The sequence below is a fragment of the Pseudoalteromonas sp. NH0006-46 genome, from assembly GCF_057547735.1.
Map to the genome: position 1 here is coordinate 24,879 of NZ_BAAJML010000007.1, position 26,853 is coordinate 51,731.

The 26,853-nt window shown below is 40.2% G+C and carries 17 protein-coding genes; 14 read left to right on the forward strand and 3 right to left on the reverse strand.

What is annotated here, in order from left to right; translation table 11 throughout:
- Position 1 precedes the first annotated feature (1 nt).
- The 10 genes from bcsA to AC27I2_RS13725 all read left to right on the forward strand — a co-directional run bounded on the left by bcsA (position 2) and on the right by AC27I2_RS13725 (position 19,084).
- Entirely contained in the window at positions 2 to 2,677 is a 2,676-nt protein-coding gene (gene bcsA / locus AC27I2_RS13680) for a UDP-forming cellulose synthase catalytic subunit (RefSeq protein WP_058405067.1), read from the forward strand.
- The gene (gene bcsB, locus AC27I2_RS13685) at positions 2,670 to 4,916 is read left to right on the forward strand and encodes a cellulose biosynthesis cyclic di-GMP-binding regulatory protein BcsB (RefSeq protein WP_487204586.1); all 2,247 of its coding nucleotides are present in this window, start codon (positions 2,670 to 2,672) and stop codon (positions 4,914 to 4,916) included. The genes bcsA and bcsB overlap by 8 nt, the downstream gene beginning before the upstream one ends.
- A complete protein-coding gene (bcsZ, locus tag AC27I2_RS13690; RefSeq protein ID WP_487204587.1) occupies positions 4,916 to 6,046 on the forward strand; it encodes a cellulose synthase complex periplasmic endoglucanase BcsZ in 1,131 nt (376 codons plus the stop codon). The genes bcsB and bcsZ overlap by 1 nt, the downstream gene beginning before the upstream one ends.
- Positions 6,037 to 9,855 carry a cellulose synthase subunit BcsC-related outer membrane protein gene (locus tag AC27I2_RS13695; RefSeq protein ID WP_487204588.1) on the forward strand — a complete coding sequence of 1,273 codons (3,819 nt, stop codon included), beginning with the start codon at positions 6,037 to 6,039 and terminating at the stop codon, positions 9,853 to 9,855. The genes bcsZ and AC27I2_RS13695 overlap by 10 nt, the downstream gene beginning before the upstream one ends.
- Positions 9,856 to 10,103: 248 nt before the next feature.
- On the forward strand, positions 10,104 to 11,588 hold the full coding sequence (locus AC27I2_RS13700) for a peptide MFS transporter (protein WP_138527455.1): 1,485 nt from the start codon (positions 10,104 to 10,106) through the stop codon (positions 11,586 to 11,588).
- A 176-nt stretch (positions 11,589 to 11,764) separates the two neighbouring features.
- The gene (locus AC27I2_RS13705; RefSeq protein ID WP_487204589.1) at positions 11,765 to 14,518 is read left to right on the forward strand and encodes a metallophosphoesterase; all 2,754 of its coding nucleotides are present in this window, start codon (positions 11,765 to 11,767) and stop codon (positions 14,516 to 14,518) included.
- Positions 14,519 to 14,823: 305 nt separating this feature from the next.
- A complete protein-coding gene (hppD, locus tag AC27I2_RS13710) occupies positions 14,824 to 15,870 on the forward strand; it encodes a 4-hydroxyphenylpyruvate dioxygenase (protein ID WP_138527457.1) in 1,047 nt (348 codons plus the stop codon).
- Between the two features lie 136 nt (positions 15,871 to 16,006).
- Entirely contained in the window at positions 16,007 to 17,320 is a 1,314-nt protein-coding gene (gene fahA / locus AC27I2_RS13715) for a fumarylacetoacetase (RefSeq protein WP_138527458.1), read from the forward strand.
- Positions 17,321 to 17,463: 143 nt separating this feature from the next.
- Positions 17,464 to 18,624, forward strand: a complete 1,161-nt coding sequence (locus tag AC27I2_RS13720) for a M23 family metallopeptidase (protein WP_138527460.1) — start codon at positions 17,464 to 17,466, stop codon at positions 18,622 to 18,624.
- On the forward strand, positions 18,614 to 19,084 hold the full coding sequence (locus tag AC27I2_RS13725) for a bactofilin family protein (RefSeq protein ID WP_058552244.1): 471 nt from the start codon (positions 18,614 to 18,616) through the stop codon (positions 19,082 to 19,084). Before AC27I2_RS13720 ends, AC27I2_RS13725 begins: the two co-directional genes overlap by 11 nt.
- Before the next feature lie 18 nt (positions 19,085 to 19,102).
- Here AC27I2_RS13725 and AC27I2_RS13730 read toward each other — a convergent pair whose 3' ends face one another.
- Positions 19,103 to 19,576, reverse strand: a complete 474-nt coding sequence (locus AC27I2_RS13730) for a hotdog fold domain-containing protein (protein WP_058405057.1) — start codon at positions 19,574 to 19,576, stop codon at positions 19,103 to 19,105.
- A 182-nt stretch (positions 19,577 to 19,758) separates the two neighbouring features.
- Between AC27I2_RS13730 and AC27I2_RS13735 the strand changes: the two genes are divergently transcribed.
- The 4 genes from AC27I2_RS13735 (at position 19,759) to AC27I2_RS13750 (ending at position 24,550) form a co-directional block, all read left to right on the forward strand.
- Positions 19,759 to 20,934, forward strand: coding sequence for a multidrug effflux MFS transporter (locus tag AC27I2_RS13735; RefSeq protein ID WP_487204590.1), 1,176 nt, complete (start codon positions 19,759 to 19,761; stop codon positions 20,932 to 20,934).
- Positions 20,935 to 21,448: 514 nt separating this feature from the next.
- Positions 21,449 to 23,293, forward strand: coding sequence for a S8 family serine peptidase (locus AC27I2_RS13740; protein WP_487204591.1), 1,845 nt, complete (start codon positions 21,449 to 21,451; stop codon positions 23,291 to 23,293).
- 94 nt (positions 23,294 to 23,387) lie between these two features.
- On the forward strand, positions 23,388 to 24,020 hold the full coding sequence (locus tag AC27I2_RS13745; RefSeq protein ID WP_487204686.1) for a LysE family translocator: 633 nt from the start codon (positions 23,388 to 23,390) through the stop codon (positions 24,018 to 24,020).
- 65 nt (positions 24,021 to 24,085) lie between these two features.
- Positions 24,086 to 24,550 carry a methylglyoxal synthase gene (locus AC27I2_RS13750; protein WP_058552241.1) on the forward strand — a complete coding sequence of 155 codons (465 nt, stop codon included), beginning with the start codon at positions 24,086 to 24,088 and terminating at the stop codon, positions 24,548 to 24,550.
- Between the two features lie 11 nt (positions 24,551 to 24,561).
- On the opposite strand, the gene yegD is transcribed toward AC27I2_RS13750, so the two are convergent.
- The gene (yegD, locus tag AC27I2_RS13755; RefSeq protein ID WP_487204592.1) at positions 24,562 to 25,926 is read right to left on the reverse strand and encodes a molecular chaperone; all 1,365 of its coding nucleotides are present in this window, start codon (positions 25,924 to 25,926) and stop codon (positions 24,562 to 24,564) included.
- Positions 25,927 to 25,989: 63 nt separating this feature from the next.
- Positions 25,990 to 26,832 (reverse strand): DNA ligase, encoded by an 843-nt coding sequence (locus AC27I2_RS13760; protein WP_487204593.1) that lies wholly within the window; start codon positions 26,830 to 26,832, stop codon positions 25,990 to 25,992.
- Positions 26,833 to 26,853: the final 21 nt, after the last annotated feature.

The window sequence follows — 26,853 nt, forward strand, 5'->3', positions numbered from 1 at the left end:
AATGAGCTTTTCTCTTTTTTACAAAAGACCCATACACAGTACTCTGTATTTACTACTGAGCATATTGTTTACTGATAAGCTTGTTCGCTATATTTTATTTAAATTTCATAGTTACTTTAATCAACACAAAGTTAATGTAATTGAAGCTTTTTTTATGCCTTTTATTACTTTGTTTAGCTCTTTATTTATAAATATAAGCAAAAACAGAGAGCGCTTTGAATTAACCTTATATAATTATTATCCGCACTTAAGGCTTCCTTACAGGACCTACATATACTCTAATATTGTGCGCTTTATAATTCAGACTATTTTTTTATTGTTTACCGTCAACAAACCTAAAAATAAATCTGTATCAATCAAAAAGCATGCAACAAATTATTTTTATGATTCGGTGAGCTACAGCCTAAGACAACTTCGCTGGTACGATCTTAAATTAGGTCGGTTAATAAGGCGCTTTTTTTCTAAAAACAGCAGCAGGCCTAAAAAAAGTGCTTTTAAAACAATGGCTGACGCTCGAATTTGGCAAAATAAGTTAATTAAGTACATTGTAGTTGCGCTTATATTATTTTTGCTCGCAATCTTTGTAACCATTCCATTTAGCCTTGAAGCGCAAGCCGTTTTTATTAGCTTTATATTACTGGTTGCTTACGCGCTCAAACGGGTAAAAGGTCATATGGCCACCATTGTTATGGTCACGCTTTCTGTCACTACATCATCTCGTTACTTATGGTGGCGCTATACCGAAACACTTAACTGGGATGATCCACTCGCATTAACATTGGGTGCAGGTTTATTACTTGCAGAAACATATGCGTGGATGGTGCTTATTTTAGGTTTCTTTCAAACAATTAATCCACTTGAAAGAAAACCCGTGATGCTGCCAAAAAATACTGACTTATGGCCTACGGTAGATATTTACATTCCTACTTACAATGAACCATTAAGTGTTGTAAGGCCCACTACACTTGCTGCGTTAAGTATTGATTGGCCGGCAGATAAATTAAACGTATATATTTTAGATGATGGTAAACGCCCTGAATTTGGTGAATTTGCCAAACAAGTGGGTGCAGGTTATTTAACAAGGCCAGATAATAACCATGCAAAAGCGGGTAACATGAATAGTGCTATGCGCTATACCAACGGTGATTATATCGCTATTTTTGACTGTGATCACGTACCTGCTCGATCATTTTTGCAAATGACCATGGGGCAATTTTTAAAAGACAGTAAAGTATGTTTGGTGCAAACACCTCATCACTTTTTCTCAGCAGATCCATTTGAAAGAAACTTAAATAATCACAGTCAAATTCCAAACGAAAACATGCTGTTTTACGGGCTTATTCAAGACGGTAACGATATGTGGGATGCCACGTTCTTTTGTGGTTCGTGTGCGGTACTAAAAAGAGAAGCGCTTGACGAAATTGGTGGGTTTGCTTTTGAAACCGTAACCGAGGATGCACACACTGCGCTGAGAATGCAACGCGCAGGTTACAAAACGGCTTATATAAATATTCCACAAGCGGCAGGTCTTGCCACTGATAGTTTATCGGCTCATATCGGCCAGCGAATTCGTTGGGCCCGTGGTATGGCGCAAATATTTAGGCTCGATAACCCGCTTTTAGGTAAAGGCTTAAACATTCCTCAGCGACTTTGTTACTTAAACGCTATGCTGCATTTTTTATCAGGTATTCCACGCATTGTGTTTTTAACCGCACCTCTGGCACTCATCTACTTTAATGCGTACATTATTTATGCGCCATTTTTAGCTATTTTTATCTATGTTGTACCGACACTTATTCAAATAAAAGCAACCAACTCGCGAATACAAGGTAAGTATCGCTATTCGTTTTGGGGCGAAGTTTACGAATCTGTGCTTGCTTGGTACATATTAAAGCCAACAACGGTTGCTTTATTTAACCCAAATAAGGGGAAATTTAACGTTACCGAAAAAGGCGGCTTAAACGACGAAGAGCATTATGACTGGGGAATTTCTAAGCCCTACCTTGTTTTACTCGCCATTAATTTATTAGGCATGTTGGTCGGTATTTTGCGCCTGTTTTTTGGCGACCCTACACAGGTTGGTGTGTTACTAATTAGTATGGGGTGGGCGCTTTATAATATTATTATTTTAGGGGCTGCCGTTGCGGTAGCTGCAGAGGCACGCCAAGTTAGGCACTCTCACCGTGTTAAAGCAAATTTTCCAGCGGGCGTTCGTTTAGCAAATGGACATACGTTAAAAGTAAAAATTACAGATTACTCAGACAACGGCGTGGGTATAGAAACCGAGCATGCGCATTCTTGTCGCGTAAACGATAAAATAGAATTATTAATGAGCCGCGGTAATAAGCAGTTTTCCTTCGCTACCCATGTTTGTAACACTCGGGGTAACCAAATTGGCTTAACCATTAAAGATTTGTCTCTTGAAAAACAGCGTGCGTTTATACAATGTACATTTTCACGCGCAGATGCGTGGCTTGACTGGCAAAATAACTTTAGACATGATCGCCCATCATACAGTTTTAAAGAAGTGCAAAAAACGAGCCTTAGAGGCTTTAGTAACCTGCTCTTCCACGCGCCAAGAGCGCTTCAACCTACTATTCAGTTCATAACTAATATAGTTGTGTACGTAAACTCATTTACCCCAAAAAGACCAATAGTGCATAATAATTATGATTAAAAAGTTGCTAAATACACTCCTAACATTGTCACTTATTTGTAGTGTGCATATTGCACACGCGGTTGAGCCATTACAAAATAAATCAATGTTTATTAATGGCTATCCTGAAAGTGCTCAGGTATCGAGTTTACGCTTAGAGTTTGAAGCTTTAGGTTTTACTGGCTTTAAGCTCAACGGGGTAAATAACAATTCCCGCGTTGACTTCACAAACCGAATAGATAAATTAAGCACTAATTTAAAGTTGAATTTTTCGTATACAAACTCGCCTTCGTTAATCGCAAATGTATCGCATTTAAAAGTTTACTTTAATGATAATTTAGTGACTGTTTTGCCCATTAATGAGCAGCTAAGTATTGTGAAAAACACAGTGCAACATAGCCTCGATCTAAATGCTAAATATATCCAAGATTACAACCAAGTACGCTTTGAGTTAGTTGGTTATTATGACCTTCGTTGTCAAGATTATTTCAGCCGCACCATTTGGACTGAAATTAATAGATCAAGCAACATTATGCTCGACCAAAAGCAGCTTGCTATTGATAGCCGTTTAGAATACCTTCCTGAACCGTTTTTTGATGAAAAAGATTACAATAAACTTAACCTACCCTTTGTATTTGCTAAAACACCCAACACCCAAGCAATTGAAGCAGCAGCAACGCTATCTAGCTGGTTTGGCGCACAAGCAGACTGGCGCGGCTTTAATTTTCCGGTAACGCTAAATAAAGCGCCAAACAAACATAGCGTGGTGTTTATTACTAATGATTCGAAGCCTGATTTTTTAAAAGATTACCCAGATGTTGAAAAACCAACGATTGAAATCATTTCAAATCCATTTAATCGTTATTACAAGCTACTGCTAATACTCGGTCGTGATGAGGCTGATTTAAAAACTGCAGTGACGGGTCTTGCATTTGGCCACAAAGTAATGACAGGCAGAAGTGCAAGTATTGAAGCCATTGATAAATTACCGCTGCGTAAAGCCTATGATGCTCCGCGCTGGCTTAGAAGCGATCGCCCTGTGCATTTTGACGAACTTATTGACTACCCTACGCAATTACAGGCGCAAGGCCTTAATAATGGCCCTGTAAAACTAAACATTCGTTTTGCACCTGATTTGTTTACATGGCGTGAAAGAGGGATACCTATTACCCTACAATATCGTAGCACTCCAGAATCGGAAGCTATCGACTCTCGTTTAAATATGTTAATAAACCAAGAATTCATAAGCGGCTTTTTGTTAGACGAGAACAACGATTTATTACAAACAACACAAGCATTACTGCCGCTAGTAGCCAATACCGATACAACCCAAAGCACTGAAGGGTTTTCTGTGAACGGGATTAATTTAGCGAACAGAAATGAACTTAACTTTGATTTTAGATTTGGGGTTCTCAAAAAAGGGGAATGTGCTGTTGCACCTCCTGGCGGTGAATTTGGTGTTATTGATGGCGACTCAAGTATTGATGTAAGCGGTTTTGACCATTACATTGCTCTGCCAGACTTAAATGTATTTGCTAATAGTGGATTCCCATTCACCAAATACGCTGATTTACAACAAACTCTTGTATTAATTGATAACAACCCAACACCTAGTGCACTTACCGTTTTGTTTAATTTAACTGGCGAATTTGGTGCAATTACTGGTTACCCGGCTCACAGAATGAGTGTGGCTCATTTAAATGAGGACGCTGATTTAGATGATAAAGACATACTTGTAATCGCAAAACCAAACAGTATTGCTAACGACTTAGACGAAGATGCACAAACAAACATTTTGCTTAATAATAATCAACGAGCAATAAAACAAGCTATTTATAATGGCGCTTATGATGAGCAAACTACCGAAAAAGTAGAAGTAAGCATTAAAAGTAGTGGTGACATGGCTGTAATCACGGGGTTTCAATCACCACTTGATTCAAACCGTTCAATTGTATCGTTAAGTGCGACAACTAATAATGCATTTACTCTGCTTGATGACGCATTGATGAACTCAGAAAAACGTGCCCTAATTAATGGCAGTGCAGCCGTTATTAATTCACAAGGTATTAAAACAATACAGGTAGATGAACAATATTATGTGGGGCATATTCCGGTCCATACTTTAGTGTGGTTCCACTTATCTGATCATCCATTTATATTGGCGTTACTGTCTATATTAACGCTGTTACTGATCTCATTTATTTTATGGCGATTATTACAAGCACTTACTTACAAGCGTTTAGCTGAAGGAGATAAATAATGAAATCACTCATTAATGTATTTTTTACTGTGATTGCACTATTTGCTTTTAATGCAAACGCACAAGCTGAACAATGTGCACCATGGCAGTCGTGGCAGGTATTTAAAAATCACTTTGTAAGCCAAGACGGACGTGTTATTGACTTAGGCAGTGAGGGAAGTATCACAACCTCTGAAGGTCAATCATATGCACTATTTTTTGCACTTATCGCCAACGATAAAGCCGCGTTTGACTCTGTTTTAAATTGGACTCAAGAGCACTTATCAGAAGGCGATTTAAGTACTCGTTTACCTGCATGGAAATGGGGCCTAAATAAAAACCGTGTAGGGGGTATTTTAGACTCAAACCCTGCGTCTGATTCTGATTTATGGATTGCATACAGCTTATCGCAAGCCGCTATTTTATGGGACGAGCGTCGCTATAGTATTTTAGCCGCTGTGCTTGCTCAGCGTATAATCAGAGAAGAAACAGCTTATATAACAGGCCTTGGTTTATCTTTATTGCCGGCACCTGCAGGCTTTGAGTTTGATAATGAGCGTTATAAGCTAAACCCTAGCTACTCGCCGCTATTTATTTATCAACAATTTAAAAAGCTTTACCCACATTCACCATGGCATCAACTTCATGAAGGCTCAGCAAAGCTTATTTTAGATACTGCTAAGCAAGGCGTAAGCCCTGATTGGGTTATGTTTGATTCAAACCGTGGATTTTACTTTGACAAAAAAACCACTGACATAGGCAACTATAACGCTATTCGGGTTTACCTTTGGGCCAGTATGATGGCAAACGACGCACCTTATAAACAAGAGCTGCTTACTCAATTTGCACCATTTATAGAGTCGATTAAAGAACGTGGCTATGTTCCTCTAAATACATATTCTCAATCAGGTAAATCTGATAAACGAGGCCCATTAGGATTTAACGCTGCATTACTCCCTTTATTAGCTGAGCAAGGTAACGATGAGTTAGTAATGGCTATTCAACAAAAATTGATGATTGATAAATCTTTTACACAAACACGTTATTACGACAGTGTATTAAATTTATTTGGTGAAAGTGCTGTAAATAAGCGCTTTAAAATCACGGCTGATGGAACGCTACAACCTACTTGGAGCACTGAATGTCGTTAAGGTTAGCCTTAGCTTGTACATTAGCACTAAGCGCTAGTTTAAACGCCAAAACCATAAATGATATTGATACACAATCTGTTGATTGGTTATTAAGTCAAATTAGTATTGGCGAAGCACAGCAAAACAAAAAGCTAGTTGAAGACAGCCTACAAAAGTTGGTTGCTATTGCCCCTTCTCGAATAGAAACACAATGTGCTTTGGCCCATTATGACTATACAAATGGCAATGTAAATCAAGCAAACTTACTATTAAGCAAGCTTGATAACCAACTAATGCAACAAACACCTTGCGTAAAAAAACTCAAGGTGATGTCTCGTATACAAGGGCAAGATAAGGCTAGCGTTCAAGAAGCCAAGCTCCTTGCTCGTGCTGGCAGGTATGAACAAGCACGTCAGATTTATAATAAAATTTTTAATAACATTTATCCGACCTTAAATTTTGAACTTGAGCATTTAAGCTGGTATGCCCAAGACACCGGCCAATGGCAAGGCGTTAAAAATAGATATAAGCAACTGTTAAAGCGCTATGACAATATTGGCCAGGTAGAAGTTGCTTATGCAAGGCACTTACTCAGACGTAACCCACGTGATAAAACAGCTATGCGTATTTTGGGTAAGTATGGCTCAACATCTGGTTTTAGTGATGAAGTAGAAGGTATTTGGTTATCTGCATTAAGAAACATGCCGATAAACAGTAATACAGATAAACAGTTTCAGCAGTATTTTACGCTCTACCCTTTTAGTAACAAGGGTGAATTACAATACCAAGATTTTAAAAAGCAATTAAAAGCGCGACGAAAGTTGTTAGCCGATCCTGCTTATCAGCTTTGGTTAAAAGGCGAAAAGTTCCTTGAACAAGGAAAGCTAAAATCAGCAGAGCCCCACCTTTTAAACGCATTAAAAGGCCGCCCTACTGACGGTGCTATTATGAATAGCTTAGGCATACTTTACCTTCAACTAGGTGAAAATGGTAAAGCCTACAATTACTTTACACGTGCACAAAAATACACTGCCGACTTTGCAGAGCGAAATACCCTCAAAAGCATGGCCAAAACGGCTAAGTTTTGGTTTTATATTCGCCAAGCAAGAGACGCTATAGACAGCAGTGAATTTAGAGTTGCCAAATTAAAACTCGATTTAGCCGCCGCATTAGAAGAAGAACCGAATACTGTGTTAGCAAATCGTGGCACCTTACAATTTGCCCAAGGGTTATATTCACAGGCAGCACTTACCTATCAAGTTGTGCTTAAAAGCGAACCTTTAAACGAAGGCGCCCTATTTGGCTTATTTGAGATTGCAGAACTTGAGCAAAATGAAAAAAACCTGACATCTTTTTTTAATCGACTTTCTTTTTCACAAAAAGAAATTTTAAAAGCGTCATATTTAAGTTCAATAAGTAGCGTGTATAGAGCTAAGGCAACAAAGCTTACTGAAGCAGGTGAATTAGAAGAGGCTGAAAAAATATTAAAAGAGGCTATTCAAGCAACACCTGAAGAGCCTTGGTTATATTACGACTTAGCATTTATATACCAACAAAAAGGGCTCACCGACAAAGCTCGCTCATTATTTAATAATGTATTGTGGCAATTTCCGCTAAATTCACAGCTTAGGTATAGCCATGCACTATTTTTGCGCGCGTTAGACGATTATCAAGGCGCGCTTGCTACACTTAAGTATATTCCTTTTAAATCTCGCGACGCTGATATTGTATCTCTTGAACAACAGTTGCAACTTAATGAGTCTTTAGCACAAAGCGAACGTTTTATTAATTCTCAAAATAAAGCGGCAGCTATTTATCACTTAAGTGCGTTAGAGGCGCAAAATTTAACGCCAGCAATGAAAGCTGAATTAGCACGAAGCTGGTTTAGCATAGATGAACAAAATCATGCCTTAAAACTAATGCGCAACGCGTTAGTTGAAGACCCCTCATTATCTGCCTATTGGCATATGTTGTACGGCGAATGGCTTTTAGCACAAGACAATAAAGCACCGACTGTTGATTGGTTTAATCGTTATAGGCTTCCTGAAAATGCCTCTGAGAGTGAAATAAATCAGTTCGTGCAATTACAAAATGCTTATTATTCTGAGTATTTTAATGGCAGTGACCTTATTGCCAAGCTAAATCAGCTTGATCAAAAATACCCCAGCTCACCGGCTACAACGACTGCACTAATAAATGCAAACTTAGCACTTGAACAAAACCAATCAGCCATTATTTTGTATGAACAAAAAGTAAAAAATAATCAGCTAATTGAACCCCAAGCTTTAATGGCAATATCTAAAGCCTACAGAGCACTTGGGGATGATTTCCAAGCGAAAGAAGTCATACAACTCGCCATTAAACAAAGCACAACGCAAGAAAGTTATTTTCAGCGTCAAATTATGGAATCGTTAAACGATTTTAACTACGCAGGTGATGCCCTTTACTTAGCTGAACAACTTATTCAAAAAGCACCTAATGATTTAGAGCTTCGTTATTTAGGCGCGCAAGTTGCTGCTAATTTTAATGAAACAGAGCAAGCACAAACGTGGTACGCACAAACGCTTTCACCTAATCGTCAACTAAATGAAAAAGAACTCTACGCATCACTTTCGCGCATTAATGAAAACGACCAGTGGTATATAAATGGTGCAAAAAGAGAACTACTTAATCAGCAAAACAAAAACCAAGCCTACATTGCTGTTGGTGTTAATTTTAGTGGACAAGTAAGCACTGAAAGTGAAGCCACATTGGGCGCTGGTTTAGTCCCTATTGAAGCGTACTTTCCGCTTTGGCAAGGGCAAGGTTTTGTAAAAATAGACCCAACAAGCATTAGCGCTCAAACAACACGATTTGACGAACAATTTGCTGGCAGCCGATACGGACAAGGCGCTTTGTGTATATTTACCTGTGGTATTGACGAAGTAAGTCCTGAGCAAGATGGCGTTGATATTGGCATTGGTTGGCAAAACGAAAACTGGCGCGTAGATATTGGTACAACACCACTGGGCTTTTTTATTGAAGACATTGTATGGGGTGTTAATTACTCGGACGATTTTGGTGACTTTGGTTATAGCCTTGAGTTAGAAAAACGACCAGTAACTAGCTCAGTACTCGCCTATGCAGGTCTTGAAGACGTTAATACCGGTAAAATTTGGGGTGGTGTTCGTTCAACAGGTTTAACCGCTAATGTTTCCCACGATTTAGGCGGCGATTGGGGGTTTTGGTCTAGTGCTGACTTTACATTATATAAAGGTCAAAACGTAAAAGATAACCAACGCTACCGCTTGATGGGCGGCACCTATTATCGTGTAATAAGCAATCAAGAACGCGAATTTACAGTGGGTGCAAGTTTATTGCATTGGGCGTATAAGTTTAATTTAAGTGAGGAAACGTGGGGGCATGGCGGCTACTATAGCCCACAAAACTATATTGCGTTATCGGTTCCCTTAACTTACGATGCACGTTGGGGTGATGACTTTGTGTACCGCGTAAAAACGGGCGTGTCGTATTCGCAAACTAAAACGCAAGCCATCGACTTTTTCCCTAATGATCCTGACCTTCAAGCAGAAGCCTTTGCGCGCCAACTTGAAACCGGTGTAGACCCTGCCTTTGACTCAGATACCAGTGCAGGCGTATCGTACAATTTAGAAGGCAGTTTTGAATACAGAATAACGCCACATTGGTTCTTTGGTGGTTATTTAGCTATTGACCGCTCGGATTTTTACGAACCTAATTTTGGCCAGCTTTATATCCGCTATTACTTCAATCCCGTTTACGGAACACTCGAATTTCCGGGTACACCTATTATCCCTTATGCTGAGTTCTAACTTGGCATAAGGTGATACACCGCTCAGTACTTCCCCTCGCCTTGAGGTATATGTATACTTGAGCGCAATTGTAGCTAGGATAAGGGTGTGTCTCTTACCTTATGGTGTTATAGCCATACAGCAAATCATTATCTTAGCTACAAATAATATACTGATGGTCGAGCACTTTAACCTTATAAACGGGCTAACTTAGCTAAAGCAAAAAATTATAAGGCCATCACAACAATTCTTTAAGTTAGGAAGTAAATATGAGTTCAGCTCCAGATAGTGGCTGGTTTGGCCACCCTAAAGGACTTTCGACATTGTTCTTCACTGAAATGTGGGAACGAATGAGTTATTACGGTATGCGAGCTATGCTCGTATTATTCATGACAGCAAGCTTACAACAAGAAGGCCTTGGCTTTACTGTTGCATCAGCTGCTGCAATTTATGGTTTGTACACAGGTGCGGTATACTTTTTAGGTTTGCCAGGTGGCTGGCTTGCAGATAGATTATTCGGTGGCCAAAAAGCGGTTTGGTACGGCGGTATTATCATTATGTGTGGCCACATTATTTTGGCCGTCCCGCATGAATATTCGTTTTTTATTGGTTTAATTTTTGTTGCTACAGGTACGGGCTTACTCAAGCCAAATATCAGTGCAATGGTAGGCCAACTATATAGCGATGCTGATGAGCGTCGTGATGGCGGTTACGCTATTTATTACATGGGTATCAACATGGGTTCTTTAATAGGTTACTACGTATGTGGTTACTTTATGGAGAACGTAGGCTGGCACTGGGCATTTGGTGCAGCAGCTGTTGGTATGGCCATTGGTTTAGTGCAATACAAAATTACACTTAATAACTTACCAGAGCACAGCGCTTTACCTGCTAACCCATTAAGCGCTAAAGGCACTTCACGTACATGGGGCGCTATCGCGCTGTTTGTGGCTGTTGTTGCGGGCGTTACCATAGCCGCTATGACGGGTGCCATTACTATAAACCCTTCGGTTGTAGCCGGTTATACAGCTGTTGCATTTACTATTATATTCTTTGTGTACTTTGGTCTTATTTATTTTAAAGGCAAATTAACTGGCGAAGAAAAACAAAGAATGTGGGCACTATTTTTAGTGTGTGTTGCGTCTGCGTGTTTTTGGTCTGGTTTTGAACAAGCCGGTTCTTCATTAAACCTATTTGCTCGTGATTACACCGACCGACTTATTGGTACTTTTGAAATTCCAACTACGTGGTTTCAATCTTTAAATTCACTATTTATTATTGTTTTATCGCCATTTTTTGCTGCGCTTTGGATAAACCTATCTAAAAAAATGATATCGCCTACTTACAGCGTAAAATGTGCATTTGGCTTGATCATCATGGCCTCAGGCTTTTTAGTCATGTTTATGGCAGCACATTATGCAGCTGAGGGCTTAAAAGTAGCGCCTTACTGGTTGGTTACTACGTACTTTTTACACACAGTGGGTGAGCTTTGTTTAAGCCCTGTTGCATTAAGTGCAGTAAGCAAGTTATCGCCTCGTCGCTATACGGGTCAAATGATGGGTGTGTTTGTTTTAACTTACTCTATTGGTAACATTATCGCAGGTTTACTTGCTGGTAACTTTGATCCAAATAACGTTCAAGAAATTCCTACCCTATACTTACAAATTGCATTATTTAGCATTGGTGTAGGTATTGTTTTAGTGCTTATGAGCTTTAAAGCGAAAATATGGGAAAAACAAGGATTAGAAACCTAATTCGGTTAATCCTTTTGTACTAATAATTATTTACTACATATTCTAAATGTAGTAACAAATAAAAAATGCCCCCATAATTGTTTATGGGGGCATTTTTATACAGCTATGCTCCCATACTTTTAACTGATATTATGTATTAATAAATTGTTAAATTAGATACCCGAGGACTGCTGTATATGTTATTGGATAAGTTATTAAAAATAGCTGCAATACCATTTTTGCTCTTTGTATTAAGTGCATGTGGAGGTGCGAGTGATGCAGTAACAGTTAATCCAAATGATCCTGTTGAGCCCGAGCCTACCCTACTTTCTTTAACTGCTGCTAACGGCTTAAACTCAACGCTAGATAACGGGGGGGTTGAATTAATTATCCCTGCTAATACAGCTTCATCGAATAGCGAAATCACTTACGAAAAAACGACGTTGGATGACGCTAACGCACAGCTAAACATTATCTCTGATTTACATACTCTTATACCCGTTCCTGACATTACATTTTCAGATTCTATTACTATTAGAATAAAAATACCTGAAGACTACGTACTAGGTGGGCAATTATTTATAGCCAGACAGTTAGGCCTTAATAGTTGGGAAACGATTACTAACTCAACCGTAAGCGATGATTACGTCAGTGCACAAGTGAATCAAGTAGGCACTTATGCAATTCAAATGCAGCGTAAAGAAGCATTCGCCGATATTGGCCCAACATGTGAGGCGAGCGCAACAGCACAATCGGTACGGTTTGTTCATGTAGCAGACTTACATGCCCGTTTTGGGTATGAGGAACAATACTTTAGCCGTATTAAAGCCTATTACAATCAAGTTGCCAACCAAACACCACATACCCTATTTACCAACGGTGGTGACGATTATGAAAAAGGCACGGTAGCAGAGCAACTTTCACAAGGTACAGCAACCGAAGAAGCCATTAAAGCGATGCAGTTTGACATCCGCGTTGTGGGAAACCACGACTATGCATGGGGCCCTGAAAAACTGCTGAGTTATTCGCAAGATGATAAAGCGATTGTGCTTGCAAGTAACACTCGCTATGAAGGGGAGCAACTTCAAGACTTTGCCGCTGTAAGCTTTGCAAAAGTGCAAGTTGGCTGTATTACTCTAGGTGTATTTGGCATGACGTCGGTGCCATGGAATGAATTAGATGAGCCACTTCAAGACGATCCAATTCCTGATTTTATCAAACAATTTAAAATGAGCTGGGAATGGCAACAAGTCGCACAAAGCATTGTAAGCCAATACCGTGATGATATTGATTACATGGTAATGCTAAGCCATTTAGGCGTAGGCCTAGATACCGATATGGCAACTGACGTTGAAGGCATTGATTTAGTATTGGGGGGCCATACTCATGGCGGCGAAAGCTTTGATACACTAGAAAATGGCGCCATTGTTATTCAACCTGACTTTTATGCAAAAGGGATAACCGATTTAACGCTGGAGTTTAATTTAGCTGATAAAACATCCCCTGTTGTGAACTATCAAACAATTGCCACCAAAACAATTACAGAACTTGATGACCCGACAAAGCAAGCCATTGACGAAATTATGGGGCGTTACGCACCCGATGCGCAAACCGAAATAGCTATTTCAGAAAACTACCCAAGTGCAATTGAGTTAGCTGAAATAACAGCATTAGCCGCGCAGCACGCAAGCTCAATCACAGCTGCACTGTTAAACCCTGAACTGGTTCAAAAACGGTGGACACCCGGCACGCTTACCCAAGAAGATTTCCACGAAGCATTTTATGTAGAAAGGCAACCTTCGAATACACCTGGCTTTAACGCCATATATCAAGTGACAGTTACGGGCACAGATTTAACATCTATGTATGCAAGCCAACCAGACTGGTTTTCACTCACACCCGATAACGTTCAAGCCACCAGCAATTATGATGTTGCCTTATTTAAAGGTGCAGCGCTTAATCCTGAGTTGTTTTTTAATGGCGTAACATTTTCAAACGTAGAACCCATTGCTGAAGCATGGTGGTTACTAGATCAGTACGCCCGATTTAGAACAAGCCAGTGCTTATACCTCGATACTAACAATCAACTGTTTTCATGTACAAACGAAGAAAACATAACGGTATGGAATTTTGATAATACAGCAAGCCCACTCACAGCAGACTTTGGACCTTCAGTGCTCAGCTACTTTGATCCTGAAGAAAAAGACTGGGGCCCAGAAGAAACTCAATATAAAACCACTACCGAACTCGGCATTAGCGATTTGAGTGACGGGCCGTCAGGTGTAATGGCATTTTCTAGGCATGCACCAACCGAAGGCCTACATATTAACTTAAGCACCCCCGCTAACGGCGATTATGCCGCTGATGGCATGGTTTCAGACTATACACTTGTAATGGATTTATACTGGCCCGCAGAAGGCCAAGATATTTACCGTGCGGTTGTTCAAGCGGATACCGTTAACTACTTAACCGACGACGCCGACATATTTATAGACCCAAGTGGTGGTTATGGTAAATCAACCAGCGACAGTGGCTATTTTGGTAATACACAACCAGACTCTTGGCACCGTGTCGCTTTAGTATTTTATACGGCACCTACCAATGGCGTATTTGAAGTATACATAGATGGCGAACTTGTAGGTGTAAAGGAAGATGGAGAAATAAACAATCGTTGGGCGCTCAAAAACGCCGTACTGTTATTTAACGATGACAATTTCGAAACAGAACCAGGCTACTTAAATGCCATGCTTTATGCCGGACGTGCGATGAGCCGCGACGAAATAAAAAGCTTAGGTAATGCGCAGCAAAAACTGACTTACGAGCAAGCAACACGCGTACTTAATCAAACTATTGAACGCCATTACCAAGCTGCCCCTGCAATAAAGCCTAATTTATGGTTACAACAGCGTAGCAAGTTTTTTGGTGAACACACCAAAAACGTAAACAATTAATTACACTTACCGCTATTTTATACCACTTCAAAAAAGAGAGTTTAACCACTTAAACTCTCTTTTTTATTAATTTAAATCATTAACTTAACTAAAAACCAGTAACGTTAACCGCTTATTTTTACAGCGTAAATGTTCTCCTCTGTATGCACTAAAAGCAAGTTCACCTTAAACGTCCTATAAAATTTACACACAGCCTAAATACTAAATACAGCGCAACGCTTCCCCTAAACCTAATTCTAGTTAATTATCTTGCCATTAACACAACAACAAATAATCACAGTGCTTACATTGTGGGAGTAATTAAAATGAGTGAAGTAACTAACTATTTAGGTTTAGTCGGTATTGAATTTACTGAATACGCCACGCCTGATGCAGATTACATGGACAAAGTATTTACTGACTTTGGCTTTTCAAAGCTTAAAAAGTTTAAAGGTAAAGACATTGTTTATTACAATCAAAATGACATTCACTTTTTACTGAACAACGAGCGTGAAGGCTTCTCAGCTGAATTTGCTAAAAGCCATGGCCCAGCAATTTGTTCAATGGGTTGGCGTGTTGAAGATGCCCAAAAAGCATTTGAAACTGCAGTAGAGCGCGGTGCAAAACCTGCAACCGATTCTACACACAAAAATCTTCCTTACCCTGCAATTTACGGTATTGGCGATAGCCTAATTTACTTTATTGACCAATTTGGCGATAAAGGCACCATTTACGAAAGTGACTTTGAAGATTTAGCAACGCAAACCATTGTTGAAGACAAAGGCTTTAAGCGTATCGATCACCTCACTAATAATGTTTATAAAGGCACTATGGAAACATGGGCAAACTTTTATAAAGATGTGTTTGGTTTTACAGAAGTACGTTACTTTGACATTAAAGGTCAAAAAACGGCGCTAATTTCATATGCGCTTAAATCTCCATGTGGCACCTTCTCAATTCCAATCAACGAAGGTAAAGGTAACGACAACAACCAAATTGACGAATACTTAGGTGAATACAATGGCCCAGGCGTTCAGCATTTAGCATTTTTAACTGACGATTTAGTTAGCTCACTAGACAAACTAGATAAATCAACGATTGCTACGCTTGATATTATCCCTGAGTACTACGACACCATTTTTGACCGTGTACCGTGGGTTAAAGAAGACAAAGACAAAATTCGCGAACACCAAATACTGGTAGATAGCCAAAGCGAAAATTGTTACCTACTACAAATTTTCTCTAAAAACTTATTTGGCCCAATTTTTATTGAAATGATTCAACGTGTTGATGATGGCGGTTTTGGTGAAGGTAATTTCCAAGCGTTATTTGAATCAATTGAACGCGATCAAGAGCGCCGCGGCGTTTTATAACCTTTTTTGAATAAATTAAAAGCAGCGACCTTCGCTGCTTTTTGTCGTTTTAATATTTAAAATGTATGGCTTAAAGTGCAAGTATGCTTAAATAAATACTCCATTGTTGCCATACAGTTAAACCAAAGGAAATGTAATGAGCCTAATTAACGAAACCCATGATATCAATTTAACAAGCTGGGTAGAGTCAGCAAATGTTGCCAATTGCGACTTTCCTATTCAAAACTTGCCATTTGCCGAGTTTCGTCGCAAAGGTACTAACGAAGAATTTCGTGGCGGTGTAGCGATAGGTGATCAGGTTATCGATCTTGCAAAACTAAGTGAGCTTAATGTATTTACAGGCGATGCTAAAACAGCACTCGATGCAGCTAGCGAGTCAACACTAAATGCATTTATGGGTTTGGGTCAGCAATTTTGGTCAGCACTTCGTATGGCTCTTTCTAAATCACTACGCGAAGGCGCTGATTGTCAAAAAGACATTGCAAACACATTAATAGCACAAGCTGATATTGAATTTGCATTGCCATGTCGTATTGGTGACTACACCGACTTTTACACTTCTATTTATCATGCAACAGCAGTCGGTAGTTTATTTCGCCCTGATAACCCACTATTACCAAACTATAAATGGGTACCAATTGGTTACCATGGCCGTTCTTCATCTATTGATGTGTCTGGGCAAACATTTCACCGCCCTAAAGGACAAACTAAAGCACCTGATGCTGAAGTACCATCATTCGGCCCATGTAAACGCCTTGATTACGAGCTAGAGCTTGGCATTTACTTAGGTAAAGGAAATGCGCTTGGCGATGCAATTGCAATCGAAAATGCAGAAAATCATGTATTTGGTTTTTGTGTGTTTAACGACTGGTCGGCCCGTGACTTACAAGCTTGGGAATATCAACCATTAGGTCCATTTTTAGCGAAAAACTTTGCATCAACAGTGTCGCCTTGGATTGTTACAACAGAAGCACTCGCACCGTACAGAACAAGTTGGACGCGTGATGAAAATGACCCACAACCAATGGAATACCTAGAGTCTGCAGCTAATCGCGAGCAAGGTGCATTTGACATTCAAATGGATGTAAAAATTCAAACCGAAAAAATGCGTAGCGAAGGACACTCTCCTACCCGCGTATCTACCTCTAGCTTTAAGCATTCGTACTGGACTGTAGCTCAAATGGTCACTCACCATACGGTTAACGGGTGTAACTTTATGCCGGGTGACATGTTGGGTTCGGGTACGCAATCGGGGCCTACACATGAAGAAGCGGGCTCTTTACTGGAGCTATCTCGTGGCGGTAAAGAAAAAATAACGCTAAGCAATGGCGAGCAACGCAGCTTTTTAGAAGATGGCGATAACGTTATTATGCGTGGCTGGTGTGAAAAAGAAGGCTTTGCACGTATTGGTTTTGGCTCAGTTGAGAGTACGGTTTTGGCCGCAAAATAATCCCAATCAAGCATAACCAAATGAAGAGGGTTGCTTTTAAAAGCAGCCCTTTTTTATTAATTTTTGAACAGTTACAATTTTTTTCTGGCTTTTTAAGCTCAGATTGATACATTATTCCGGTTAGTAGCCAGTGTTTATATGCCATGTCAGTATTTATAAAGTCTTACAAAAAACTTTTTCCAGCTCGCCAACTTCTTATTCGTCAAAATGGCGAGGTTAAGCATGTTGTTTTAGCGTCTTGGTTACAACTTTTCGCAATAATGCTTATTTTAGCAACAATTGCGTGGGTGAGCATTTCGAGCTTTCGTGTTTATACGCAAACTAATCACATCTCTGACATAGAAAAAAACCAGCTAAACAAACAAGCACTTTGGGAACAAAAAGTTACCGAGCAGCAACGTCTTCACGAACAGCAACTTAAGCAGCTTGTAACGCTTGAGCAAAAACAAGCGCTACTTCAAAGCATGATCGAATCTTTACCTGCTTCAATTAGTCAAGACGTTATTCAGTTAGGTGAAGAGCTTGAGTCCCCTATTAATGAAAATAAAAACGAATTCCATGAACCTTTAGTTGATGAAGATCCAAATGCTAAGCAAGTTAATTTAGGTCAACCTATTAGTTTTGAGGCGCGGTTGGCGCGTTTAAATGACCAATACGAACAAAGCTTTAACTACCTAGACACAAAAATAAACGAGCGACACAATGCCATTTTAGCCATGCTCAAAGGCGCAGGGCTTGATACAGCTTTAGAAAGCCACTTAGCAATTAACGCTTTGCACATTGCTCAAGGTGGGCCATTTGATGTGTTTGACGAAACAAATATACCCAGTCATTTTTTGGCTATAGTCGACAAATTAGTTGCGTTAAACAATCTAGAAAATTTATTAACTGAATTACCTAATACCCTACCTTTACCCGCCGCTAAATATTACATTTCAAGTAGCTTTGGTTTACGTAAAGACCCAATGAATAATCGTCGTGCATTTCACAAAGGCGTAGACTTAGCAGGTTGGCACAAAACCGAAATTTTTGCTCCTGCAGACGCTGTGGTTCTTCGTGCAGGGCGTAATGGCGGATACGGTAACTTTATTGAACTCGAACACAAAAATGGCTTAGTTACTCGCTTTGGCCACTTAAATAAAATAAAAGTAAAAAAAGGCCAGCATATTGCTAAGCACGATGTGATTGGTTTAATGGGGAGCACTGGAAGAAGTACCAGCACTCATTTACACTACGAAGTATTGGTTAATGGCGAACAAGTCAATCCTCTAAAAATAACAAAGGCGCTCTCTCGTGTTCGGTAAAAAAAAATCAGCAAGTACTAACCTAAGAAAGGTTAATCACACCCCCTCTATAATTTCTGAAGATGTGCGCCTTACTGGCACTTTAATAAGCCAAGGCGAAGTTCAACTTGATGGACGAATAGATGGTGACATAAAAGCCGAACAATTAGTCATTGGCTCCTCCGGTGTTGTTGAGGGAATTGTTGAGGCCGTGGGTATTGTTGTTAAAGGCACGGTTATTGGCTCTATCAATGCAAGCGAAGTAAAAATACAAAGTGGTGCCCATGTACATGGCGATGTGTTTCATGACTCATTGAGTATTGATGCGGGCGCTGTAATTGAAGGCAACTTAAAGCAACGCACTGAAAAAGAAACAGTAGAATTAACTGCTGAACCAATTGAAACAGAAGTAAAAACACTGATTGAAGAAGATGACAGCGGCTTGTCGTTTGTAAATAAACAAGCCACCGATAAAAGCTAGCGCTACACTAGCGGTAGGCTATTTTTTCTCAGTAATATACATTGTAATATCTGCAGTGAACACGAGTTCGTTGCGGGTATTATAAAGCTTCACGGGTACAACCAAGTCTTCTTTATCTATCCACTGGCGTGGTAAATCAATCTCAGCAATGGCCGTAACGTCTGTATCAACCTTTGCCAAATATTGTACGGTCATCCCCTTTGGGATCCAACGGTGGGTTTTTACCGGTACAGTCGCATCAACCATCACACCTGCACACAACTCAGCTAGGTTACACTGCGCAATTGCATGAATGGTTCCAATGTGGTTATGAACACTTCGGCGGTTTTTAACAACAGCACTGCAGTGCCCTTCTCGCAGGTCTAATACGTAAGGTTTCATAGAGCCAAAGTAAGGGGCTTTAAAACAAACCGCCTTAGTAAAAAGCCAATTACCAAGGGGTAAGTTTTTAAATTTATGCCACGTTTTTACAAGTGGTGATTGATTTGCCATTATAGTTTTCCAGTTACAGTTACTTTATTAACGCTAACACATCAGACCAGTTTAAAAAAGCCGTTTTAATCGCTGCTTTTACCACATGTTTAATAAAAAATACGAATGACGACGTATGCATAGGCCAAAAGCCCTTTCTTTTTTATGAGTGCCCCCCTAAAATACGCGAAAAAGGAGACTCAATGCATACACAGCCCGCAAAACCTAATCTAACTTTATTACTTATCTTAGCGTTGCTCGTTATTTTTTGCCCTATGGCTATTGATATTTATCTGCCCGCCTTCCCTACCATAGCAGAGCAATTTTTGGTAACTGAGCAACAAGTGCAGCAAACCGTTGCCATTTTTATGTTAACTGTTGGATTAGGTCAATTAATAGCAGGGCCTTTAGCTGATAGATTTGGCCGAAAGCCTGTCGCATTAGTGGGTATTAGCTTATATGCAGGCTCTGCGCTACTTGCTTACTACGCCCCTTCGTTTGAAGTATTACTTTCTGCGCGTGCATTACAAGGGTTAGGCGCATGCGCCACATTTGTTGTTGCTTTTGCGATTGTAAGAGATAAATTTGGTAGCGAGCGCAGCGGCCAAATTATTACCTACTTAAATGGCATTGTGTGCTTTATTCCTGCGTTGGCGCCCATTTTAGGTGCTTGGTTAACGGTTAAGTTTGGCTGGGAAATGAACTTCTTATTTTTAACTGGGTTTGCATTAGTAGGCTTTATTGTAACGCTGTTCTTTTTTAGAGAAACACGACCAGCCGATAGCGTGTATCAGGGGCATATTCTCGACTTAAGACGCTTTATACCCATTATTTCTACGCCACTATTTTTATTTAATAGCTTACTTTGTATGGTCACAATGTCGGTTATTTTAGTATTTGTCACTTTAGCGCCAGGGTGGATCATTACTGAACTTGGCGGCAGCGTGGCTAACTTTACATTTTGGTTTTCACTTAATGCTGTTTTAAGCATTATTGCCAGCTTTGTTATGCCGCTATACATAAAGCGCCACCCCAAACGTGCTTTGAAAATAGGGTTACTCCTATTGGTTAGCTCTGGTTTATTGATGCTCGTGTTTAGCCAATATAAATCGGCACTCGCGTTAATGATCCCCATGTTTGTTGCTGCATTTGGCTTTGCACTTACCCTTGGCTCTGCAGCAGGAAGAGCATTAAGCCTCTTTCCTAAGCAAGCAGGAACAGCTTCAGCGCTGCTTGGTGCAATGCAAATGAGTGGAGCAAGTTTGCTGGTGTTCATTACTCAATTTTTACAATTATCGACCCCGATATTAATTGGCGTCCACTTTTTATTATTGGTGCCTTTTAGCTATTTGTTGTTTCGCAAAGCACAGTTTTCATAACCTACTTAACAAAAATTAATCATTAGTGGGTAAGTTACTTATATTTACCCACTGTTAACTGGGATCTGTTGACCTTTCAAAGTCAAATTTTCAGCAGCCTATGTAGTGTGGTTATTACCCATAAATTGGCGATAACGCAGCATTAATGCCAAACAAGCGTTGCCCAAGGGGGTCTTCCTAGAGGCTATCTACTCTTTGTTGCCTACATGGATGTAGGTAAGGGGCGTGAGTAGGATGCGGAAGCTTTACTCAGTAAAGCTTATTCTTACAAGGATGTAAGCCAGTTGAATAACGCAGGAACGGTTATCGACTGCCCACCAGGTTACAAACCTCATGCCGCGATTAAATATTCCCTAGTTTAAAAAACTTTAATCCGCAAAGATCAACAGACCCTAATAACCCAATCAATATTATTTCATTTTTATTAACAATCTACCATTGCAATCTAGGTACAACTCCTCTATCGTTAATTTAAGTTAACAAAGGGTTAACAATATAATTCTAGGATGTAAAAATGAAAAAAAATAAACTTGCCTTAGCATTAATTTTATCTGGTTTATGTGCTGCAGGTAATGCAAGTGCACAAAACGATCGTTTCATAATTCAAGTCGATAACAACAAAAAAGGTGTCGTAAAAGCGCTTACTAAAAAGCTCGGTGGTGATATAAAAGTTGACGGTAACGGGTTTATTGCCGCTGAATTTACCGGCCACGATTTAACAAGCTTAAAAGGTTTACTGAATAACCCTCACATAAACCTTATTGAAGAAGACCAAAAACGTGTTCCTTTATCATTATTTAATGATGACGCTGGCAACGCAATGCAACAACAAATTACACCGTATGCTGTTTATCAATCTCAAGCTGACCAGGTAACATTTGACGCTAATGCGGGTATGAAAGTATGTGTTATTGATTCTGGCTTGGACAGCTCAAACCCTGATTTTATTTGGGCAAACATCACAGGTGATAACGACAGCGGCACAGGTAACTGGTTCGATAATGGTGGGCCACATGGGACTCATGTTGCGGGTACCATAGGTGCAGCTGATAACAACTCAGGTGTTGTAGGTATGGCACCGGGTGTTGCTATGCACATAATAAAAGTATTTAACGAATCTGGCTGGGGTTATTCATCAGACCTAGCACAAGCTGCTAATTTATGTTCTCAGGCAGGTGCAAATATTATCAGCATGAGCTTAGGCGGCGGTGGCTCAAACAGCACTGAATCGAATGCTTTTGCTAACTTTACTAATTCTGGAGGCCTCGTAGTTGCTGCAGCCGGTAACGATGGCAACAACGTTCGTTCATACCCAGCTGGCTACCCATCAGTTATGATGGTGGGCGCAAATGATGCAGATAATCAAATTGCTGACTTTTCACAATTTCCGAGTTGCTCATCAGGTAAGGGCAGACGTGTTACAACTGACGAAACAGTATGTGTTGAAGTGACTGCGGGTGGTGTAGATACGCTTTCAACCTACCCTGCTGGCATGGCATCCGCTGCAAATATGTCTGCTGACGGCACACCATACGCATCATCTGCAATGGAAAATACTGGTCAAGCATCAGCATCTGCGTACTTTATGGGAACTGCGGAAAATATTGACAATGGTGCTGCTGGGAAAGTGTGTTTAATCGACCGTGGTGTAGTTTCTTTTTATGACAAAGTGGCCAATTGTGAAAATTCAGGTGGAATAGGCGCTGTTATCATTAACAACGAAGCGGGTATGCTTTACGCAACACTTGGCGATACTAACAATACAACAATCCCGGCTGTGGGTGCCGCATTTGAAGATCGCACTGCACTGCTTGGTAGTACAACTGTAACCATAGATATTGGCGCATCTGACTATGGGTTCATGAGTGGTACATCAATGGCAACGCCAGCGGTATCGGGTATTGCTGCACTTGTATGGTCAAACCATAGTGAATGTACAGGTACGGAGATTCGTGACGCTCTAAAAGCAACTGCACAAGATCAAGGCGCAACAGGTCGCGATGATTACTTTGGGTACGGCATTGTAAAAGCAGCCGACGCCGATGCCTATCTAACAGCCAATGGCTGTGCGGGTGGCGATAATGGTGGCGGTGGTACTGACCCAGAACCTGTGAGTGACATAACGCTTTCTGCATCAGGTTATAAATCAAAGGGCACTAAGTATGTTGACCTTAATTGGGCTGGTGCAACAACAAGCCAAGTGGATGTTTACCGTAACGGTAGCAAAGTAACAAGTACAGCTAATACTAATAGCTTCACTGATAGAATATCGACCAAAGGTGGCGGCACATACACTTACCAAGTATGTGAAGCACAAAGCACATCCGCGTGCTCTAACAACTCAACCGTTACTTTTTAATAAAAACGTAACCTACAAAAGCGGGCAAAAGCCCGCTTTTTATTTACTTAGTTGCTTGGTAAACTCACCCATCCTTTAGTAACCAGTTCTAATGATGATTAACCCCGATTTTCTTTTCTCATTTTCAATTGCTAGTTTTTTAATGGCAGTTGCTCCTGGCCCTTCGAATGCATTTTTAATGGCACAAACATTTGCAAATGGCCGCACCGCAGGTATGCAAAGTGCATTTGGTTTTGCATTAGGTGGTGTTGTGCATACCTTTTTTGCCGTAATAGGTTTAAGTGCTATTTTAAAAGCATCCCCTACGGCCTATAGTGCTGTTCAATATGCTGGTGCCGCTTATTTGTGTTATTTGGGCTTTATGATGATAAAAAGCACGACAGCTGCCACACAACCCCAAAGTGAAGATAAGCCACACATAAGCACAGCTAAAAAGTCTAATGTGATGTTTCAAGCCATGATGACCGAAGTGCTTAACCCCAAAGTCGCTTTATTTTTTATTGCTTTTATTCCACAGTTTGTAGACCCCAACTTATCATCAGCCACTTTTCAACTCGCATTTTTTGGCCTGCTATACCCTATTTTTGCTTTTCCAATAGACTGCACGTATATTTATTTTGGCGACAAAATCGCTCAGTTTTTTAGGCAGCATCCAAATAGTCAACTTTGGATTGATAGAGTAACGGGAATAATATTTATTGCCCTAGCTATTAATCTACTATTATAACTTTCCTAATTTTGCTAACAGTTGGTGTAACTATGAGCATTTAGGCACAAATAAAAAGAATTAATATGGAACAAAAAACACAATCGCTTCCTGCAAAAAAAAATATTGCCCTTGTTGCTCATGATGGCAAAAAAGCCGCGCTAAAGCTGTGGTGTGACAAACATAAAAGCACACTGAGTAAACACACCTTATATGGCACAGGTACAACGGGGCATTTAATTCAAAAAAGTACAGGGCTTGATGTTGTTCAGCTTTTAAGTGGCCCAATGGGTGGCGACCAGCAATTAGGCGCAAAAATAGCGGAACATGAAATTCATGTTTTAATATTTTTTTGGGACCCTTTAGCCTCACAGCCTCATGATCCTGATGTAAAAGCATTACTGCGTTTAGCCGCTGTTTGGAATATTCCCGTGGCGTGTAATGAGGTAAGTGCTGATATGCTACTAAGCTCTCCTTTAATGGACACCGAGCTTGAGCGCACTTTGCCAGATTACGAAAAATACCTCGCAACCCGACAAATAAGTCTATAAAGCCTTATAAGCTACTTATAAAGCATGCTGGCCCATTTAGTCAGGCCAGCAGTTACGCTACCAAAGTGGTCACCATTAACCATATTAATATTACCTAAGTGCTCGCTAAGTGCTGCTTTAATTAGTGGAGATTGCGCACTGCCCCCCGTTAAATAAATAACGTCTGGAGTTGTTTGCGCGTCACTTATTGCTTGTTTTGCCAACGTGACTATTTGGCTAATACTACTTTCTACAGCTAACGATAAGTCATGAACTGATAAACTTTTACTAAGTTCGGTATCTAAAAAGCGCAAGTCACAGTTAAAATCATTTGTTGACGATAGTGCTATTTTTGCGGCTTCACCTTGCTGAACAAGTTGATGCCCTTGCTTATTTTGCTGTAAATGAATTAAGCGCTTATAAAGCGCTGGTGCACTTACATCGCGTAATTGTGCATTAAGCTCTCGCGCCTGACTTTCACTGTAAAATTGGCTTTGTAAATTAACATCGTTAATTTTACAGGCTTGCCAAAACGGCTGGTTTGGCAAGGGCAATCCTGATTTAAATGTACTACCCAGCCCCAATAAAGGCATTAAACCATGAAAGCTCAATGCAATATCTAAATCGTTTCCACCAACACGCTTACCACTGTGAGCTAAAAAGTCGTTATCACGCTGACTATTTCCTCTAAAACTGGGGCCCATTTGCACAAATGAACAGTCACTGGTGCCTCCACCAATATCTATAACCAACACTTTCTGATCGTGTGTTAAATCACTTTCATAGTCGATACCGGCTGCAAGCGGCTCATATAAAAAATCAACGTCTTTAAAACCAGCTCGTTTTGCTGCTCGCTCTAAAATACCAATAGCTTGCTGGTTAGACTGCTCACCACCCACCGCCTGAAAATTTACAGGGCGGCCAATAACAGTTTGAGTAAGTTCTTTTTCTAAAGATTGCTCTGCACGTTGTTTTATTTTTAAAATCATTGCCGTTGCAATGTCTTCAAAAAAGTTGATCTGCCCTTGCTTTAAACCGGTTGCGCCAAAAAACGATTTGGGTGACTTAACAAAGTACCCTTCTTCAGGGAATTGAACGTATTCACTAATTGCTTCTCGGCCAATAAATAAGGTCTCATCTGAAGGTTGTAAATCAAGGTCTGATTTAATCCGAGGCAATGAATTTAAGAGGGTTTGGCGCTGAGAATTAAAATCTTGCTCGTGTGCGGTGGCTTTTAAATGCTTAGCCACAAAATCAACTACCAAAGCACTATGATACGTATAAAGTGTAGAAGGTAAGTAATGTTTGCCATGCTCTAAAGGCACTAACTGAACATTATTATCGTTCATTACACCCATAGCACAATTAGAACTACCGTAATCAAAACCTACAAACATATACCACCACACATTACCAAAAAGGCCGCGCAATTTAGCATACTTAAGATTACTTTTAAATTGCTATATGCTTTCTCTTACTCTCAAAAAACTAGCAAAGCGTGGAAGACCATTCTTAGTTAACCCGTGAAAACGATAGGTTACTGTGCTACCAATGGCCGGTGGGTTTTGCCGTTGGGCATCACTAAACCCTGTACCAATTGAAAACAACTGCCCAGAGGCTGACTTAACGCGCAGCGCACCAAGCATCCCCGTGTATTTACCTTTACCCGGCAAATGAGCAATAACAACCGCCTCAGCATCAAGGTAAGGCTTTAGCTTTAACAAAGCACCACTTCGCCCACTTTTATGTTTTGCATCAGCTAGGTGCAGCATAACGCCTTCTGCACCCTGTGCCGTTATGCTATTGAAGTAATCAGAGAGCTGTTTGTTATCTTTAAATTGAACCTGCTTAACTGCTTGGATATGGGGCTGATTAATATGTATAACAAGTTGAGAGTAATTTTTATAACGCTCACTGAAAGGTAGGGTTTTATCTGGCATATCAAATATTTTGTAAGTGACAGTTTGCCAGTCTTGGTTATTTGGTATTTTAGTTCTTACTATACCGCTTAATGCAGCAAAATGTGCCCGTTCAGTCCAAAGCTCGCCGTCTAACCATATGTTAGGCAGTGATGCGCTAAACCAAGGTGGTGCATTAATCACATTACCTTTGCGAGTAACAAACTGTGTGCCGGTCCATATGGCTCTTACACCGTCAAATTTCTCGCTGACTAAGTAGGCGCTAATATCGTCGTGCTTTTCTTCATCATACACTTTGGCTAATAATACAGAAGGCTGAGAAGTATAAGCCGAGCAGCTAAACAAAATAACCGTAATTAATAACATCCATTTTAGAGCAATCATTAGCGCATCCAAGCTAGGTAA

What these genes read in the sequence shown, in the direction of transcription:
- bcsA (WP_058405067.1), top strand. Translation starts at nt 2, where the DNA reads ATGAGCTTTTCTCTTTTTTACAAAAGACCCATACACAGTACTCTGTAT.
- bcsB (WP_487204586.1), top strand. Translation starts at nt 2,670, where the DNA reads ATGATTAAAAAGTTGCTAAATACACTCCTAACATTGTCACTTATTTGT.
- bcsZ (WP_487204587.1), top strand. Translation starts at nt 4,916, where the DNA reads ATGAAATCACTCATTAATGTATTTTTTACTGTGATTGCACTATTTGCT.
- AC27I2_RS13695 (WP_487204588.1), top strand. Translation starts at nt 6,037, where the DNA reads ATGTCGTTAAGGTTAGCCTTAGCTTGTACATTAGCACTAAGCGCTAGT.
- AC27I2_RS13700 (WP_138527455.1), top strand. Translation starts at nt 10,104, where the DNA reads ATGAGTTCAGCTCCAGATAGTGGCTGGTTTGGCCACCCTAAAGGACTT.
- AC27I2_RS13705 (WP_487204589.1), top strand. Translation starts at nt 11,765, where the DNA reads ATGTTATTGGATAAGTTATTAAAAATAGCTGCAATACCATTTTTGCTC.
- hppD (WP_138527457.1), top strand. Translation starts at nt 14,824, where the DNA reads ATGAGTGAAGTAACTAACTATTTAGGTTTAGTCGGTATTGAATTTACT.
- fahA (WP_138527458.1), top strand. Translation starts at nt 16,007, where the DNA reads ATGAGCCTAATTAACGAAACCCATGATATCAATTTAACAAGCTGGGTA.
- AC27I2_RS13720 (WP_138527460.1), top strand. Translation starts at nt 17,464, where the DNA reads ATGTCAGTATTTATAAAGTCTTACAAAAAACTTTTTCCAGCTCGCCAA.
- AC27I2_RS13730 (WP_058405057.1), bottom strand. Translation starts at nt 19,576, where the DNA reads ATGGCAAATCAATCACCACTTGTAAAAACGTGGCATAAATTTAAAAAC.
- AC27I2_RS13735 (WP_487204590.1), top strand. Translation starts at nt 19,759, where the DNA reads ATGCATACACAGCCCGCAAAACCTAATCTAACTTTATTACTTATCTTA.
- AC27I2_RS13740 (WP_487204591.1), top strand. Translation starts at nt 21,449, where the DNA reads ATGAAAAAAAATAAACTTGCCTTAGCATTAATTTTATCTGGTTTATGT.
- AC27I2_RS13745 (WP_487204686.1), top strand. Translation starts at nt 23,388, where the DNA reads ATGATTAACCCCGATTTTCTTTTCTCATTTTCAATTGCTAGTTTTTTA.
- AC27I2_RS13750 (WP_058552241.1), top strand. Translation starts at nt 24,086, where the DNA reads ATGGAACAAAAAACACAATCGCTTCCTGCAAAAAAAAATATTGCCCTT.
- yegD (WP_487204592.1), bottom strand. Translation starts at nt 25,926, where the DNA reads ATGTTTGTAGGTTTTGATTACGGTAGTTCTAATTGTGCTATGGGTGTA.
- AC27I2_RS13760 (WP_487204593.1), bottom strand. Translation starts at nt 26,832, where the DNA reads ATGATTGCTCTAAAATGGATGTTATTAATTACGGTTATTTTGTTTAGC.